Origin of the sequence: Thioalkalivibrio sp. XN8 (assembly GCF_011058255.1) — a bacterium.
GTDB lineage: Bacteria > Pseudomonadota > Gammaproteobacteria > Steroidobacterales > XN24 > XN24.
On the sequence record NZ_JAALFH010000061.1, the window covers coordinates 1 to 15,822 of the forward strand.

General features: G+C 71.5%; 15 protein-coding genes. 7 read left to right on the forward strand and 8 right to left on the reverse strand.

Features of this window, described 5'->3' with window-relative positions; translation table 11 throughout:
* From G6N75_RS08520 to G6N75_RS08530, 3 genes are all read left to right on the forward strand, one after another.
* Positions 1 to 2,553 (forward strand): cation-transporting P-type ATPase (locus G6N75_RS08520; protein WP_165347931.1); only part of this gene is annotated, 2,553 nt, incomplete at its 5' end.
* Positions 2,550 to 3,752, forward strand: a complete 1,203-nt coding sequence (gene metK, locus G6N75_RS08525; protein ID WP_165347932.1) for a methionine adenosyltransferase — start codon at positions 2,550 to 2,552, stop codon at positions 3,750 to 3,752. The genes G6N75_RS08520 and metK, both read left to right, overlap by 4 nt.
* Positions 3,749 to 4,606, forward strand: coding sequence for an EcsC family protein (locus G6N75_RS08530; RefSeq protein ID WP_206203018.1), 858 nt, complete (start codon positions 3,749 to 3,751; stop codon positions 4,604 to 4,606). Before metK ends, G6N75_RS08530 begins: the two co-directional genes overlap by 4 nt.
* Here G6N75_RS08530 and G6N75_RS08535 read toward each other — a convergent pair.
* From G6N75_RS08535 to G6N75_RS08545, 3 genes are read right to left on the reverse strand one after another with little or no spacing between them, the layout of a single operon-like run.
* Positions 4,603 to 5,079, reverse strand: coding sequence for a PIN domain-containing protein (locus tag G6N75_RS08535; protein ID WP_165347933.1), 477 nt, complete (start codon positions 5,077 to 5,079; stop codon positions 4,603 to 4,605). The genes G6N75_RS08530 and G6N75_RS08535 overlap by 4 nt on opposite strands.
* Positions 5,063 to 5,356, reverse strand: a complete 294-nt coding sequence (locus G6N75_RS08540) for an AbrB/MazE/SpoVT family DNA-binding domain-containing protein (protein ID WP_165347934.1) — start codon at positions 5,354 to 5,356, stop codon at positions 5,063 to 5,065. Before G6N75_RS08540 ends, G6N75_RS08535 begins: the two co-directional genes overlap by 17 nt.
* Positions 5,357 to 5,392: 36 nt before the next feature.
* Positions 5,393 to 7,132, reverse strand: coding sequence for an NAD-dependent malic enzyme (locus tag G6N75_RS08545; RefSeq protein ID WP_165347935.1), 1,740 nt, complete (start codon positions 7,130 to 7,132; stop codon positions 5,393 to 5,395).
* A 146-nt stretch (positions 7,133 to 7,278) separates the two neighbouring features.
* On the opposite strand from G6N75_RS08545, the gene G6N75_RS08550 reads away from it, so the two are divergent.
* Positions 7,279 to 7,482 carry a dodecin family protein gene (locus tag G6N75_RS08550; RefSeq protein ID WP_165347936.1) on the forward strand — a complete coding sequence of 68 codons (204 nt, stop codon included), beginning with the start codon at positions 7,279 to 7,281 and terminating at the stop codon, positions 7,480 to 7,482.
* A 3-nt stretch (positions 7,483 to 7,485) separates the two neighbouring features.
* Here the strand turns inward: G6N75_RS08550 and G6N75_RS08555 are convergent, their stop codons facing one another.
* The 4 genes from G6N75_RS08555 to G6N75_RS08570 form a co-directional block, all read right to left on the reverse strand.
* Positions 7,486 to 8,457 carry a PA2778 family cysteine peptidase gene (locus tag G6N75_RS08555; RefSeq protein WP_165347937.1) on the reverse strand — a complete coding sequence of 324 codons (972 nt, stop codon included), beginning with the start codon at positions 8,455 to 8,457 and terminating at the stop codon, positions 7,486 to 7,488.
* A 17-nt stretch (positions 8,458 to 8,474) separates the two neighbouring features.
* Complete coding sequence (locus tag G6N75_RS08560; protein WP_165347938.1) at positions 8,475 to 8,855, reverse strand: PA2779 family protein; 381 nt, start codon at positions 8,853 to 8,855, stop codon at positions 8,475 to 8,477.
* A gap of 76 nt (positions 8,856 to 8,931) precedes the next feature.
* Positions 8,932 to 10,296, reverse strand: a complete 1,365-nt coding sequence (locus tag G6N75_RS08565) for an NAD-dependent succinate-semialdehyde dehydrogenase (RefSeq protein WP_165347939.1) — start codon at positions 10,294 to 10,296, stop codon at positions 8,932 to 8,934.
* A gap of 75 nt (positions 10,297 to 10,371) precedes the next feature.
* Complete coding sequence (locus G6N75_RS08570) at positions 10,372 to 10,839, reverse strand: helix-turn-helix domain-containing protein (RefSeq protein WP_165347940.1); 468 nt, start codon at positions 10,837 to 10,839, stop codon at positions 10,372 to 10,374.
* 110 nt (positions 10,840 to 10,949) lie between these two features.
* Here G6N75_RS08570 and G6N75_RS08575 point away from each other — a divergent pair, with 110 nt between their 5' ends.
* Both G6N75_RS08575 and G6N75_RS08580 read left to right on the forward strand, forming a co-directional pair.
* Positions 10,950 to 12,134, forward strand: a complete 1,185-nt coding sequence (locus tag G6N75_RS08575) for a patatin-like phospholipase family protein (protein ID WP_206203019.1) — start codon at positions 10,950 to 10,952, stop codon at positions 12,132 to 12,134.
* A gap of 28 nt (positions 12,135 to 12,162) precedes the next feature.
* Complete coding sequence (locus tag G6N75_RS08580; protein WP_165347941.1) at positions 12,163 to 12,816, forward strand: DUF3313 family protein; 654 nt, start codon at positions 12,163 to 12,165, stop codon at positions 12,814 to 12,816.
* A 47-nt stretch (positions 12,817 to 12,863) separates the two neighbouring features.
* Here G6N75_RS08580 and G6N75_RS08585 read toward each other — a convergent pair whose 3' ends face one another.
* On the reverse strand, positions 12,864 to 13,895 hold the full coding sequence (locus G6N75_RS08585; RefSeq protein WP_165347942.1) for a DUF2860 family protein: 1,032 nt from the start codon (positions 13,893 to 13,895) through the stop codon (positions 12,864 to 12,866).
* Between the two features lie 215 nt (positions 13,896 to 14,110).
* Between G6N75_RS08585 and G6N75_RS08590 the strand changes: the two genes are divergently transcribed.
* Positions 14,111 to 15,811 (forward strand): L,D-transpeptidase family protein, encoded by a 1,701-nt coding sequence (locus G6N75_RS08590; RefSeq protein ID WP_206203020.1) that lies wholly within the window; start codon positions 14,111 to 14,113, stop codon positions 15,809 to 15,811.
* Positions 15,812 to 15,822: the final 11 nt, after the last annotated feature.

Below are 15,822 nucleotides of genomic sequence, written 5' to 3' on the forward strand. Positions count from 1 at the left end.
GCCCGGCGGCGGCTGGCCGAGGGCGACAACTCGCTGCCCGAGCCGGCCGAGGCCTCGTCGCTGGCCATGCTGGCGCGGCAGGTCAACACGCCGCCGGTCTACCTGCTGGGCGGGGCTGCCGCCATCTCGGTGGCGACCGGCGGCCTGGTCGACGCGCTTGCCATCGCCGTGGTGGTGGCCGCCAACACGCTCACCGGGTTTCTGACCGAGCAGGCCAGCGAACGCACCATCCGCTCGCTGGCGCTCGGCGCCCCGCTGGCGGCGCGCGTGCGCCGGGGCGGCCGGACGGTCGAGATCCCGCTGGTGGAGATCGTCCCCGGCGACCTGCTGCTGCTGGCTCCGGGCGACTACGTGCCAGCCGACGCGCGGCTGCTCGAGTCCGACCGGCTCTACCTGGACGAGGCAGCGCTGACCGGCGAAAGCCTGCCCTGCCTCAAGGACGCCGCAGTCACGCTGGCGGCCGACACGCCGCTGGCCGCGCGGCGCAACCGCGTCTACCGGGGCACGGTGGTGACCGGCGGTTCGGGCCTGGCCGTCGTGTGCGAGACCGGCCTGGCCACCGAGCTCGGCCGCATCCAGTCCGCCACTGAGCAGGCCAGCGCCCCGACCACGCCGCTGGAACGCCAGCTCGAGCACCTTTCCTACCAGCTGACCCTGCTGAGCGGCGCGGCCTGCGCCGGGGTGTTCGGGGTGGGCGCGCTGCGCCGCCTGCCCGCGCTGGAACTGCTGCGCTCGACCATTTCGCTGGGCGTAGCGGCCGTGCCCGAGGGCTTGCCGGCAGTGGCCACCTCGACGCTCGCCATGGGCATCCGGCGCATGGGCCGCCAGCACACCAGCATCCGCCAGATGAACGCGGTCGAGACCCTGGGCGCCATCCAGGTGCTGTGCCTGGACAAGACCGGGACGCTGACCCAGAACCGGATGCGGATGGCGGCCGTGGCCACCAGCGGCGCCGCGGCCGGGCCCGCGCTCGAGCGCCCGCTCGCCGAGTTGCCCGCGGGGGCGTTCAAGCGCCTGCTGGAGGCCATCGTGCTGTGCAGCGAGGCGGAGTCCGCCGACGGCTCGGGCTGGACCGGCTCGCCGACGGAGGTCGCGATGGTGCAGCTCGCCGAGGCGGAAGGCGTGGACGCCCGCCGGCTGCGCGCGGCCCGGCCGCGCCGCGCCCTGAACCACCGGTCCGACGCGCAGCGCTTCATGGTGTCGGTCCACGGCCGCAGCCGCGGCCGGCCGGTCGCGTACGTCAAGGGCAGTCCGGCGGAAGTGCTCGCGCTGTGCTCGCACGAGTTGCGGGGCGGCCGGCGCATGAAGCTGGACGCCGCCCGCCGCGCCCGGCTGCTGGCGGCGAACGATGCATGGGCCGGGCTGGCGCTGCGGGTGCTGGGCGTGGCCGACGGCCCGGCGCCTGCCAACGGCCAGGCGCTGCAGGGGCTCACCTGGCTGGGGCTGGTCGGGCTCGAGGACCCGCTGCGCCCGGGCAGCGCGCGCCTGGTGCGCGAGCTGCAGGACGCCGGGATCCGCCCGGTCATGATCACCGGCGACCAGGCCGCCACGGCCGAGGCCGTGGCCCGGCGCCTCGGGCTGGCGCGCGGCCGGCCGCTGCGCGTGCTGGAAGCGGCGCGCATCGGCGACATGGAGCCCGGCGTGCTGGCGGGCCTGGCGCACAACACCGACGTGTTCGCGCGGGTCACGCCGGCGGACAAGCTGCGCATCGTCACCGCCCTGCAGCGCGACGGCCGGGTGGTGGCCATGACCGGCGACGGCCTCAACGACGGTCCCGCCCTGAAGGCCTCGGACGTCGGCATCGCCATGGGCGAGGCGGGCCAGGACGTGGCCCGGCGCGTGGCCGACGTGGTGGTCGAGGACAACCGGCTGGAGACGCTGATCGACGCGGTGGCACAGGGCCGCACCACCTACGGCAACATCCGCAAGTCGATCCACTACCTGCTGTCCACCAACCTGAGCGAGATCGGGCTGATGCTCGGCGCGCTGGCGCTCGGGCTGCCGTCGCCGCTGTCCCCGCTGCAGCTGCTGTGGATCAATCTCGCCACCGACGTCGCCCCGGCCATCGCCCTGGGCCTCGACCCGCCGGAGCCGGACGTGATGGCGCAGCCGCCCCGCGACCCGGCGGCGCCGATGATCGGGCGGGCCGACCTGTGGCGGATTACGCGCGAGGGCGTCGTGATCACGGCCGGGGCGCTGGCCGCCTACCTGGCGGCGCGGCTGGTCCACGGGCCGGGCGCGCGCGCCGGCAGCGTGGCCTTCACCACCCTGACCAGCGCCCAGCTGCTGCACGCGCTGAACTGCCGCTCGGAGCACTTCGGCTGCAGCGGCCTGCACCGGCTGCAGCCGAACCGGCTCCTGGCGCTGTCGGTCGGCGGCGCGCTCGGCCTGCAGGCGGCCGCGCTGCTGCTTCCGCCCGCCCGCCGGCTGCTCGGCACCGTGCTGCCGCTGCCGGTGGATCTCGCGCTCATCGCGGCCGGCAGCCTGCTGCCCCTGCTCGTCAACGACCGCCTGAAAATGCCGGCGGCTCCGCCCGCGGAGGTGTCCCCATGAAAACCAACCGCCACGTCTTCGTCTCCGACTCGGTCACTCGCGGCCATCCCGACAAGCTGTGCGACCAGGTCAGCGACGCCATCGTCGACCGCTACCTGGCGCGCGACCCGGCGGCGCGCGTCACCGCCGAGTGCGCCGTGGCCAGCGGCATCGTGTTCCTCGCCGCGCGCACCCGCAGCGAGGCGACGGTCGACCTGTCGGCGGTCGCGCGCGAGACCATCGACGCGGTCGGTTACCGCCCCGGCGAATTCGACGGGCGGCAGTGCACGCTGATGACCACCGTGGTCGGGGCGGCGGACGAACGCATTCCGGTCGGGGCCGACGGCACGGCGCCGGAGGACCTGGCCGAGCGCATGGTCGCGCGCGAGCAGGTCACCGCCGCCGGCTTCGCCTGCCGCCAGACGGAGACGCTGATGCCGCTGCCGATCGTGCTGGCGCACGAGCTGGCGCGGGGCCTGGACGAGGCGCGCGCGGCCGGGTTGCTGCCGTGGCTGTCGCCGGACTGCAAGACCCAGGTGGCGGTCGAGTTCGAGGGCCGCGCGCCGCGGCGCGTGGTGGCGGTCGCCCTCACGCTGACCGGCGACCAGGAGACAGCACCGCCGCCGGCAGCCGCCCGGGCGCTGGTGCTGGAAACCGTCGTCGAGCCGGTGCTGGCAGCGAGGCCGGGGCTCTCGGACGGCAAGACCCGGCTGCTGGTCCAGCCGCTCACCGGGCTGTCGCCCGGCGGGCCCGCGCTGCACGCCGGCCTGACCGGGCGCAAGACGGCCGTGGACAGCTACGGCGAGTACGGCCACCATGGCGGGGCGGCGCTGTCGGGCAAGGACCCCTTCCGCATCGACCGGCTCGGCGCCTACGCGGCGCGCTACCTCGCGGCGAACATCGTCGCGGCGGGCCTGGCGGAGGAATGCGAGGTGCAGGTCAGCTACGGCATCGGCGAGGCCGCGCCGCTGAGCCTGTTCGTCCAGACCTTCGGCACCGGCCGGCTCGACGACCAGGCCATCGCGGCGGCCGGGCGCGAGTTCCTCGACCTGCGCCCCGGCGCCCTGCTGCGGACCCTGCGCCTGCCCGCGACGCAGCGCGGCGAGTTGCTGCAACAGCTCGCCGTCTACGGCCACATGGGCCGGGCCGACCTGGGCGCGCCGTGGGAGGACACCACGCGGGCGGTTGAACTGGAGGACCTGGCGGAGACGCTCACATGAACACTCAACCCGTGCGCAAGATGCAGGCCGCCGACGTGGACAGCCTCCGGTTGGCCGTGCGCTACCTGGAGCACCCGAGCCTCGCGGCCCGCCTGACCAGCTTCATCGGCGCCCCGATCGAGGAAGGCTTCCGGCTCCTGCCGGCGCCGATGTACGAGCGGGTGCACGACACGGCCGTGGCGGTGGTGAAGCAGGCGCTCAACGTCGCCGTGGCCTCCATGCCCGGCCGCGCCCGTCCGGGCCCGTCCCGCGACGGGCTGCATCGTTACCTCGGCATGGGCACCGGCGCGGTGGGCGGCTTCTTCGGCCTGCCGGGCACGCTCGTGGAGCTGCCGTTCACCACCACCCTGATGCTGCGCTCGATCGCGGACATCGCGCGGGCGGAGGGCGAGGACTTCACCGACCCCTTGGCGCGGCTGGCCTGCGTGGAAGTGTTCGCCTACGGCGGCCGCCCGCGGGACGACGACGCCGCGGAGACCGGCTATTACGGCCTGCGCCTCGCCCTGGCCCTGCACTTCTCGACCGTCAGCGCGCGGCTGGTGCAGCGCGGGCTGGTGGAGCCGTCGCTGCCGGCCGTGGTGGCGATGGTGCGCGGGATCGCCGCGCGGTTCGGCGTGGCCATCGGCGACAAGCTCGCCTTCCAGCTGGTGCCGGTGTTCGGCGCCGCTACCGGGGCCATCGCCAATGCCGTGTTCATGGACCATTTCCAGGACATGGCCCGCGGCCACTTCACGGTGCGGCGGCTGGAGCGGGCCTACGGCCAGCCGCAGGTGCGCCGCGCCTACGAGAAGCTGCGGCTGGAGGACTTCCGGGAGCGGGAGGCCCGCCGGGCGGCGGTGCAGGCGAGCGCCTAGGTGGCGTACATCGCCGGCAGTTCGGAGACCCGGCCGCTGGCGACCAGGAAGGGATTCACGGCGCGGACGCTGCCGTAGTGGCGACCGTGCTGGAAGTCCTCCGAGATAATTTCGGCCAGGCCGTTCACCTCGGCGCAGGCCCACAGGTGCGCGTCGAACCACTGCAGCCCGTACGTCGCTGCGCCGCGAATAGCTGTCCGCAGCATCTCCACGTTTGGGTACAGGACGGGAAACTCGGCCAGTAGTGCCTCTGCCTCGAGCAGCGCATCGCTTCGCTCGAGCAAGGGGGCGCCGTTGAGACCCGCCTGGGGACGCGTCACGGCAGCGACGAACTCGAGGACGGACTGGTGCGCAACGAACAACCGGTCCGCGCGGAGTCCGTCACGCAGCACGTCGATCGCGACCTGTTGCTTCAGCGCGTCTCGCGGGTCCACCCGGTAAACCAGGACGTTGGTGTCAACCAGGCTTGCCACGGGTATAGAGCTCTGCGCGGGTCCAGCCGCGGTCGGCCGGCGGATTGGCAGGAAGGTTCATGCGCGCCTGCCGTTGCCGCTGGCGCTCGTTAGCCTCGTCGAACAGGCGCAGGCGCTCGGCCACACCTAGCGTCGCTGCATTCGGGCGGCTGGCCGTGACGACCCGCAGCCCCTCCGCCGTGGCAACGAAATCGATCTCGTCGCCGGGCTTGATGGAGAACTGCTCGGCGATGCGCTTCGGGATGGTGACCTGGAGCTTCGAGGTGACCTTGGACATACGCCTTACTTTAGCAAGGACGCTTTCCTTGTCAATTCATCCGGCTTCGTAGGGCGGGTACTCCGGCTCCCAGCGGGCGGCGTCGAGCCGGGCCTGGATGGCGGCCTCATCCAGTGGGGACTGTCCCGGGGACTGTCCCCGGGACAGTCCCTCCTCCACCGCGGCGCGCATCACCGCGGCGGCGACCTGGCGGGTGGTGTCGCGCAGCCTGGCGATGCGGGGATACAGCCGGCTCTCGCCCAGCGACTCCTGGCGCACCACCTCGGCCAGCGTCCGGGCCGCAGCGGCGATCATGCCTTCGGAGACGGCCCGCGCCTCGCTCAGCAGCGCGCCCAGCCCGAGGCCGGGGAAGATGAACACGTTGTTGCCCTGGCCGATGGCGTGCCGGCGCCCGTCCAGCACCACGTCCGCGAACGGGCTGCCGGTGGCGACCAGCGCCCGGCCGTCGGTCCAGCGCAGCACTTCTTCCGGGCGGGCCTCGGCGTAATCGGTCGGATTGGAGAGCGGCATGATGATCGGCCGCGCGGCGTTCTGCGCCATCGCCCGCACCACCGGCTCGGTGAAGGCGCCGGGCTGGCCGGCCACGCCCACCAGGATCGACGGCTTGAACTTCTCCACCACCTCCAGGAGCGACGCGCCCGACTGCTCGCCGAAGCCGCGCGCGGCCGCCACCTCGGCCGGCCAGGCCAGCTCGACCTTGTACTCGTCGCGGAAGGTGTCGCCGACCAGCAGGCCGCGGCTGTCGAGCACGGCCACCGGGTACTCGTCCCCGCCGGCGGCGCGGATCGCGCCGGCCAGCTGGCGGGTGATGCCGAGGCCCGCGGCGCCCGCGCCGAGCACCACCGCCCGCTGCGCGGCCACGTCCTCGCCGCCGCCCATCAGGCCGGTGAGCACGCCGGCGAGGCACACTGCGCCGGTGCCCTGGATGTCGTCGTTGAACGAGGGCAGCCGGTCGCGGTACCGGTCCAGCAGCCGCGAGGCGTTGTCCTTGCGGAAGTCCTCCCACTGCAGCAAAGCGCCGGGAAAGACCTCGCACACCGCCTCGACGAACTCCTCCACGAGCGCGTCGTAGGCGTCGCCGCGCAGCCGGCGGGCCGGCCAGCCGAGGTAGATCTCGTCCTCCAGCAGCGAGGCGCTGTCGGTGCCGACGTCCAGGCTGACGGGGAGCGTGTAGACGGGATGGATGGCGGCGGCGGCGCAATACAGCGCCAGCTTGCCGATGGCGATGGCCATGCCGCCGGCGCCCTGGTCGCCGATGCCGAGGATCGACTCGTTGTCGGTGGCGACGATGAGCTTCACCGGCCGCCCCTGGGTCGCGTTGCGCAGCACCTCGGCCACGCGGCCGCGATGATCGGGCGTGATCCAGACGCCGCGGGCGCGCCGGAAGACGTGGCTGAACTCGCGCGTGGCCTTGCCGACGGTCGGCGTGTAGATCACCGGCATGAGCTGCTTCAGCTGGTCGCACAGCACGCGATAAAACAGCTGCTCGTTGCGGTCCTGCAGGGCCGACAGCTCGAGGTACTTGTCGAAGGGATCGCGCAGCCGGTCGAGGGTCATGTGCACCCGGCGCGCCTGCTGCGCCATGGTGTTGACCCGGCTGGGCAGCAGGCCATCGAGGCCGAGCAGCACCCGCTCCTGCGGGCTGAAGCCCGAGCCCTTGTTCAGGAGCGGGTCGCGATAGAGCTCGGCGCCGCGCGCCTTGACCTGCAGCGGCACGTCGGCCCGCGGCGCCTGCAGCGGCAGGTCGCCGGAAGAAATCCAGTTGAGCTTGGTCATGGCTTGCGCCTGCGCCGCCCGGGGCTCCGGATTATAGGGCCTGCCCGGGCCCGGTCGCCTCAGGAAAAACCGGGACGCGCCGCCTATACTTTTCCTACATTCGCAACAGGGGCCAGGCCACGGCGGCCGCTCCGGGAGATCAACCCATGTCAGTCGTGAAAGTCACCGAAATCGGCGCCGCCTCGCCAAAAAGCTTCGAGGACGCCATCCGGAAAGGGCTCGACCGCGCCAGCAAGACCCTGAAGAACGTCAAGAGCGCGTGGATCAAGGAACAGGAAGTCGTGGTGGAGGACGGCGCGGTGAAAGAATTCCGCGTCTTCATGAAAGTCACCTTCGTGCTCGAGGACTGAGCCTCAGGGCAGCCGGCAGGCAGCGCCCTCCGCCGTTCCGGCGGACAACCCCGCCAGCGTGTCTTCGGCCGCGGCCGCGATCGCGCCGCCGGGCGCGGCGGCCGTGAGCGCCCGTTGCGCGAGCACGCGCGCCGCGACCGGGCAGCCGTGGCCGGCGAGCAGGTCGGCCAGGTTGTTGAGGCCGGCGGCGTGGGCGGGTTCGAGCACGAGCAGCGCGAGGTAGCCATCGTAGGCGGTGGCGTAGTCCCCGGCCAGGTGGCTGGCCGTGGCGCGACCGAACAGCGCCACCGTGTCATCGGGCCAGGGCGCGAGCGCCGCGGCCCAGGCCAGCGCGGCCTCGGCATGGCGTCCCGTGGCTTCCAGGCCCGCCGCCGCCTCGAAGTACCGCTTCCGGTCCAGGGCGGCCGGCAGCTCGCCCGGCGGCAGCAGCACCAGCCCCCAGCGCTCCGCCAGTGCCCAGCTGCGCATGAACTCGCCGGCGGGTGTCATGAGGCGTTCCTCCGTGCCCGAGCGCAGGATCACGGTTTCGGTCGCCGGATCGGCGCCGACCACCACCGCGTAGTGCCAGGCCGGCAGCGTGCGCAGGCGCAGGTTCTGCAGCACCAGCACCGGGCGCCCGGCCACCAGCTCGGCGAACAGCGCGTCGGCCTCGGGCGGCAGCTCGTAGGGCACCAGCCCGCGCCCGCGCGCCGCCGCTACCAGCTCCAGCTGCAGGCTGCCGCCCAGCCCCGGGGTATAGACCTCGGTGGCAAGCTGCTCCGGCTGCGCCGGCACCCCTGCGGCGCCGAGCACCGTGGCCAGCGCCGCCGGCCCGCAATGCATGGTGTCGTCAGGGAAGAAGGGCGTGGCCGCCAGCTCCACCGGGGTCGTCCGGCCCTGCATCGACGGCGCCCCGGAGACGAGTTCGCGCTGGGAGGCGCACCCTCCCAGCACGAGCGACAGCAGGAGTGCGAGCGCGCGCGACCACCGGGTCACCGGCCCGGCCGCGTTGCTCAGATGCCGCTGAAGACGTCGATGACGCCCACGATCTCGAGAATCAGGAGCACCACGAACACGATGCCCACCACTTCGAGCACGCCGGCGCCCGCCGGCAGCTCGGCCAGGCGCCCGTCGAGCCGCTGCAGTTCGGCGTCGGAGAGCGCCGCGATGCGGGCCTTGGCGTCCGCCGGATCGACCCCGAGGGCCACCAGCTGCGCCTGCACGGCTTCGCGATCCAGCGCGGCATGCACCCGCTCCACGGTCTCGGCGCGCTCGGCCGCCAGCATCACGGCCTGGGTGCCGACGATGGCGCCGTGGGCCGGCGCCACCAGCCCGGCAGCGCTGAAGGCGGTCACGGCGAGGATGGCCACGGCTTTGACGAAACTCTGCTTCATGCTGTCGTTCTCCAAGGGTTGTTCTTGCGCCGAAATTACTGCATCGCCGGCGCAGGCGTCCACCCGCGACGCCGGCTCAAGCGACCCACAGCGTCTTGGCGTTGACGAATTCAAGCAGCCCGTGGCGCGACAGCTCGCGGCCGTAGCCCGAATCCTTCACCCCGCCGAAGGGCAGGCGGGGATCGCTCTTCACCATGCCGTTGACGAAGGCCGCGCCGCATTCCAGCCGCGCCGCCAGGGCCGCGCCGCGCTCGATATCCTGCGTCCAGACCGAGCCGCCGAGCCCGAGCGGGCTGGCGTTGGCCACCGCCACCGCGTGCTCGGCATCCTCGACGCGCACCACCGTGGCGACCGGGCCGAACAGTTCCTCGTTCCAGGCCCGCATGTCGGGCGTGATGCCGTCCAGCACCGTGGGCGCGTAGAAGGCGCCCGGGCCCTCGAGCGGCCCGCCCCCGGTCAGCACCCTGGCGCCGCGCTCGACGGCGTCCTGGACCTGCTGGTGCAGCTCGTCGCGCAGGCCGTGGCGCGCCATCGGCCCGAGCGTGGTGCCTTCGTCCGCCGGATCGCCGGGCACCAGCGCCTCGGCGCCGGCCACGAAGCGCTCGAGGAACGCGTCGGCGATATCGGCGTGCAGCAGGAAGCGCTTGGCCGCGATGCAGCTCTGGCCCGCGTTCTGGAAGCGTGACTTCAGGCCCTGCTCCACCGCGGCGTCGAGGTCCGCGTCCGCCAGCACGATGAAGGCGTCCGAGCCGCCCAGCTCGAGCACGCACTTCTTCAGGTGCTCGCCGGCCAGCGCCGCGACGGCCGCGCCGGCGGTGCCGCTGCCGGTGAGCGAAACGCCCTGCACACGCGGGTCGGCGATCACGCGGTCCACGGCGTCGCTGCCGATCAGCAGGCTGCGGAACACGCCATCCCGGCAGCCGGCGTCGGCGAACACCCGCTCGATGGCCAGCGCGCACTGCGGCACGCTCGAGGCGTGCTTCAACAGCACCGTGTTGCCGGCCGCCAGCGCCGGCACGGCACAGCGCAGGGCCTGCCAGAACGGGAAGTTCCAGGGCATGATGGCCAGCACCGTCCCGAGCGGCTGGTAGACGACCCGGCTGTCGCTGGCGTCGGTATCGATGCGCTCGTCGGCGAGGAAACCCTCGGCCTGCTCGACGTAGTAGTCGCAGGCCAGGGCGCACTTCTCGATCTCGGCCTGCGCCTCGGCCTTGAGCTTGCCCATCTCCATGGTGATCAGGCGCGCCAGCTCGTCGCGCTGCTGCCGCAGCACCCGGGCCACGCGGCGCAGCAGCTCGAGCCGCTCGGCCAGCGGCTGCGCCTGCCAGGCAGGCGCGGCAATCGCCGCCGCATCCAGGATGTCGTCGACCTGGACCGGCGCATGGCCCTCGGCGCGGAAGAACTCTTCGCCGGTGGCGGGATTGATTGAGACGAAGGGCACGGCTGCGCCTCCTTTATTCAGGGGTATGCCGCCCCAGTGTAGTCGGTGCGCTGCCGCCCGCACTGACGAAACGCACTAGCTCCCCTCGCGGGAGGTCGACGCCGCTGCGGCCTCGACGCAGGCCGCGCCGATCGCAACTAGGTAACGCATGCTTGCCTGGGTTGCCGGAGCCAGGTCCTCGCGGGCGCGCGGCGCGACTTCCAGCCGGCCACCTTCATGCCGCTTGATCCAGCCGGCGGACTCCAGTTCGGCCACCTTGCGCCGCACGGTCTCGCGCGGGATGCCGGTGGAATCGGCAATCGACTGGACATTGATCGGCCGTCCCTGCTCGGCCAGTTGCCCGGCCTGGAACTCGGTATAGGACCGCCCCTCGACGCGCCGTGGCGGCAGGGTCCGCAGGCCGATCACAGCCAGCACCAGCATGCGGTCGAGGTCGCCGCCGAACTCCCGCCGCAGGGCGATCAACAGCTCGGCGAAGTGTTCGACGTGCACAGGCCAAATGTGGCCGAAGTTCGCCGCGAGCTCATCCTGACCGAAACGCATGGTTGATACCTGCAACGAGATAAGTACTTGCCCCATTCTGGGCGGGTAAGATATTGCCTTCAACCCTGCCGGCTGCCAAAAATTACCGGCTACGACGCGAGGGCCAGGAAGTGCGCCAAAGCCCCACCCGCAACAAGGCCGCCACGGCGTCGATCCTGTTGGCGGCGCTGGCCGGCTGCGCCGCGCCCCCGGAGCGACTCGAGCCGCCACCGAAGGCGACGCTCATCTCCCAGGTGGCCGGCATCCCGGCCGCGCGCCAGTGGGGCGATGAAGCGCCGCGCGAGCTCCAGGCTTGGCTCACCCTCCCGGGCGAAACGCTGCAGCAGACCCACAGCGGCGTGATGGGCCGCGAGCACGACTACCTCGTGCTCTCCGGCGGCGGCGGCAACGGGGCCTTCGGCGCGGGGCTGCTGTCGGGCTGGACCGCGCACGGCACCCGCCCCGAGTTCCAGATCGTCTCCGGCACCAGCACCGGCGCGCTGATCGCGCCCTTCGCCTTCCTCGGCCCGGCTTACGACCCGGTGCTGCGCGAGATTTACACGCGTTACTCGACCGCGGACCTGGTCGAGCCGCGCGGCCTGTTCGAATTGCTGCGCGGCGACGCAGCGCTGAGCACGGCCCGCCTCCGGGCGCTGATCGCCCACTACCTCGACGAAGAGGTGATCGCCGCCATTGCCGCCGAGGGCGCGCGGGGTCGCTCGCTGTTCGTCGGCACCACCAACCTCGACGTCGGGCGCCCCGTGGTGTGGGACATTACCCGGATCGCGGCGCTCGGCACGCCCGCGGCGCGGGAACTCATCTACGACGTCATCCTCGCCTCCACCGCCATTCCAGGCGCCTTTCCGCCGGTGATGATCGAGGTCGAGGCCGACGGCCGGCGCTACGAGGAGATGCACGTGGACGGCGGCGTGACGTCGCAGCTGTTCCTGGCCTCCTTCGGCATCGACTGGGAGCGGGTCACCGCACAACTGGACGTGCAGGGGGCACCGGACCTGTATGTCATCCGCAACGCCCGGATCCAACGCGACTCGGAGGCCGTGCCACGGCGACTGGTGCCCGTGCTGACCCGCACGGTCGCGACCCTGATCAACGCCCAGGGCATCGGCGACCTCGCGAAGCTCTACGGCACTTCGACCGAATACGGTTTCAACTACCGCGTAGCGTGGATCCCGGACAGTTTCGAGGGCAAGCCGGCCGAGACCTTCGATCGCGAGTACATGACCCGGCTGTTCGAGTTCGGCTACGAGCTCGCCCGCAGCGACCGGCAGTGGACGCTGGTGCCAACCGGCGATTGACCCCTTCTGCGACTTTGAGGACACAACGATGAGAACGCATCCTTGGCCGGTGCTGTCCGTGCTCGCGCTCACCCTGTCCGGCTGCGCCGTCACTGCCCCGCAGCAGGGTACTCCCGACTATCCCGTGCTCACCGTCAGCGCGGACGAGCCGAATACCCTGCTGTTCACCCGCCCAGACATGCAGCTCGGCGGCTTCGACAAGATCCACGTCGCCCCGGTCATCGTCGCGATCCGCGGCGACCAGCAGCAAACCGAGGTCGCCACCGACGAGGCCCGCCGCATCGGCATGCACGCGGAGACCGCGCTGAAGGAACAGCTCGGGCAGTACTTCGAGCTGGTGGACCGGCCGGCGGCCGACGCGCTGGGCGTGTACTTCCGGATCACCGAGCTGGAACCGACCGGCGCCGCGCAGGCGGCCATGATGCTACCGCCGTTTGCGCAGGTGAACGTGCTCAGTCCGAAGGGTCCGTCCCTCGGCTCGATCACCATCAGCGGGGAGATCTACGAGGGCCTCGCGGAGCAACCCAGCGTGGCCTTCCTCGCCACGCGCGGCCGCGCCGGTGTCGACGCCACGGCGGCCTTCGGCCGCTGGGCCGTGGCCGAACAGGTGCTGGACCGGGCCGCCGCGCGGCTGGCGCAGGACCTCGACCAAGAACGGCGGCAGTTGCAGGACCGTCGCTGAGAGCTGCCGCGGCACCCCTCGCGGGCACAGAGCCAGGAGGCGTTGCCCTAGCGCCCGAAGAAGTAGGCCACGCCTACGCTGGCAGCGAAGGCGGAGGAATCGTGGAAATCGACGTCGGAATCGTTCTCCGCTTGAATGATGCTGGCGAAGGCCCGCCAGTCGCCCGTGCCGAGGTCCAGCTTGCGGAACGCGGAGAGCGAGACGGCGTACCCGTCCGCATCGGTCTTCACGCCATACACCGGGTTGGCTGCGTCGTATTCCCGCTGCGCGACCGACGCTGCGGCCACGAAGGTCCACAGGTCTCCGCGGTAGCCATACGACAGTTGCAGAGTCGTCGCCTCGCCCGCCACGGCATCGCCGTCCCGGTCTGCGCTGGCAAAGGTCAGCTGCGGCTGCCAGGTGTGGCGCCCGTTCTCCCAGCGGTAGCCAAGGGTCGCGCGGCTGTCCGTGCCGTCGCGCCTCAGCAGCAGGATCTCGTCAGCGCCCAGTCCCAGGGCCGGATCGGTGCCGCTGGCCTCTGACTCGACCTCGATGTCCCGGCTCTGGAGCTGGGCAAAGAAGCCGGTGCCGAAGATGCGCCACCAGTCGAGACGCAGCCCGCTGGAGTCCAGCTCCGTCGCGAGGCGGGGCGTCCCGACCAGGTAGGGATCCTCCCAGACCTCGGTGGGCAGCGCAGCCGTGGTCACCAGGCTCGCGCCCAGGACGCCGACCCCGTCCCACTGCTTGCGCAGGCCGAGGCGCGTGGCGAAGTCCAGCGTCACATAGTCCTCGATATTGACGCCAAAGAACGCCTCCCACCGGTTGCCGAAGACATAGGACAGCTCGCCGCTGACGATGGCGTAGGTCGTGTCATTCGAGGGCGCCGGCTGCGTGACCGACCCAATGGTGCTGGTGCTGGCGTCGATCAGGTCGTTCCCCGCCACCAGGTTGCTCTCGAGCTCGAAGTACCCGGCACCCAGCAGCACGTTGCCGTGAAAGCCCGGCTCCTGCGGCACCCGGTCGTCAGCCGCGTGCACCGGCGCCGCGGCCAAGCCGAAGGTGACAATCGTGAAGATCCCTGCAACAGCCAAAGTTCTCATAGCACCGCTCCCGGTAAATTGCCGGCGCATGTTCAGCTAAGGCTGCGCGGTCCGGCAATCAGGTAACTGCCCAAAATAGGCAACGGCGTTTGCTGCACTCACGCAGCCCGACAGCATGGGAGTCGTCGGGGCGCCCAGATTGGGTCGCCATGTTGCCGCCAAACGGTCCGGGCGATGGAAAATAGGCTGTTGCCACGGTCAACTGGAGCGCCTCCGTGTCCCACAAGCCGATCATGCCCGGGCGATGGCGATTGTGGCTGCTGCCGGTGCTGGCAGTGGTGGCGGTGCCGGCATCCTTCGCCCTGCTCCAACCGGCGACGGAACCCGGCCCGCCGGCCGGCATGGTGCAGCAGGACATTCGCCTGCGGTTGCAAGCGCTCGCTGCGTCGGGACAGGACGCCTCGCGACTGGTCGCCGACATCTACGCGCAGCGCGAATTCCGGCCCGCGTGGTCGTCCTCCGCGAACCGCCAGGCCCTGCTGCAGGCCATCGAGCAAAGTGAGGCACACGGCTTCGACCCCGAGGATTTCCATCTCACTGCGATCCGGTCCCTCCTCGAGCAACTGGATCGCGAGCGCGGCAACAGCGGCCTGCACGCGGAGCTCGACCTGTTGCTGACCCGGGCCCTGGCGCGCCTCGCCTACCAGCACTACTTCGGTAAAGTCGATCCCGGCAGCCTCGACAGCGCCTGGAACTTCGAGCGCCCCCTGGTCGGGAGCGACCCCGCGGCAGCGCTCGGCGCGGTCCTCGAGCAGGAACGCCTCGAGGCTTTGCTCGATGAAGTGACCCTGGACTTTCCCACCCAGGACCGCCTGGTCGCCGCGCTGGCGCGCTACCGGGAGATCGTGCGCCAGGGAGGCTGGCCGCAGGTGCCGTCGGGCCCGCTCCTCAAGCCGGGCGCCCTGGATCCACGCGTCCCCACGCTACGCCGGCGGCTGGCCGCAACCGGTGACTTGGGAGACCCATCTGGCAGGTCGTCGCGTTACGACGACGGGCTGGCCGCAGCGGTCCGGCGCTTCCAGCGCCGGCACGGCCTTGATGATGACGGCGTGATCGGCCCGGCCACCCTCGCTGCAATGAACGCCCCTGTCGCCGACCGGATCGACCAGCTGCGCGTCAACCTGGAGCGCGGTCGCTGGGTGCTGAGAGACCTGCCGCGCGATTTCGTCGTGGTCAATATCGCCGGGTTCGACGCCCGGCTCGTGCGCGACGGCCAGACGGCCTGGCGGACCCGTGCCATCGTCGGGCGGGACTATCGCCAGACGCCGGTTTTTCGGGATGCCATCCGGTACCTGGAGTTCAACCCGACCTGGACCGTGCCGACCACCATCCTGGTCAACGACATCGTGCCCAAGGTGCGCCAGGATCCCGGGTACCTCGCGCGGAACGATTTCGTCATCTACGGTCGCGACCGGCGCCAGGTGAATCCGGCCACCGTGGACTGGGTGGCAGCCGCGGCAGGACGCTTTCCCTACACCCTGGTGCAGGCGCCGGGACCCCGCAATTCTCTCGGGCGGGTGAAATTCATGTTCCCGAACAGCCACGCCGTATACCTGCACGACACTCCTGCCCGGGAACTCTTCGACCGCTCGGAGCGCAGCTTCAGCTCTGGCTGCATCCGCGTGGAGCACCCCTTCGAGCTGGCCGAGTTGCTGCTGGTCGACCAGCCGGGCTGGAACCGGGCAGGCATCGATCGCGTCCTGCAGCAGGGCGAGACCACGGTGGTGAACCTGGCCAGGCCGATACCCGTGCTGATTACCTACGGCACGGCCTGGGTTGAGCCCGATGGCGAAGTCCACTTCCGGAAAGACCTGTACGGGCGCGACGCCAGGCTGCTCGAGGCACTGCACAGGGAATTTCGTCCGCAGCCGGTGGCTGCGTCCCCGACCCATTCTGGGCGGACAACCTGTTGTTGACGAGCGACGCG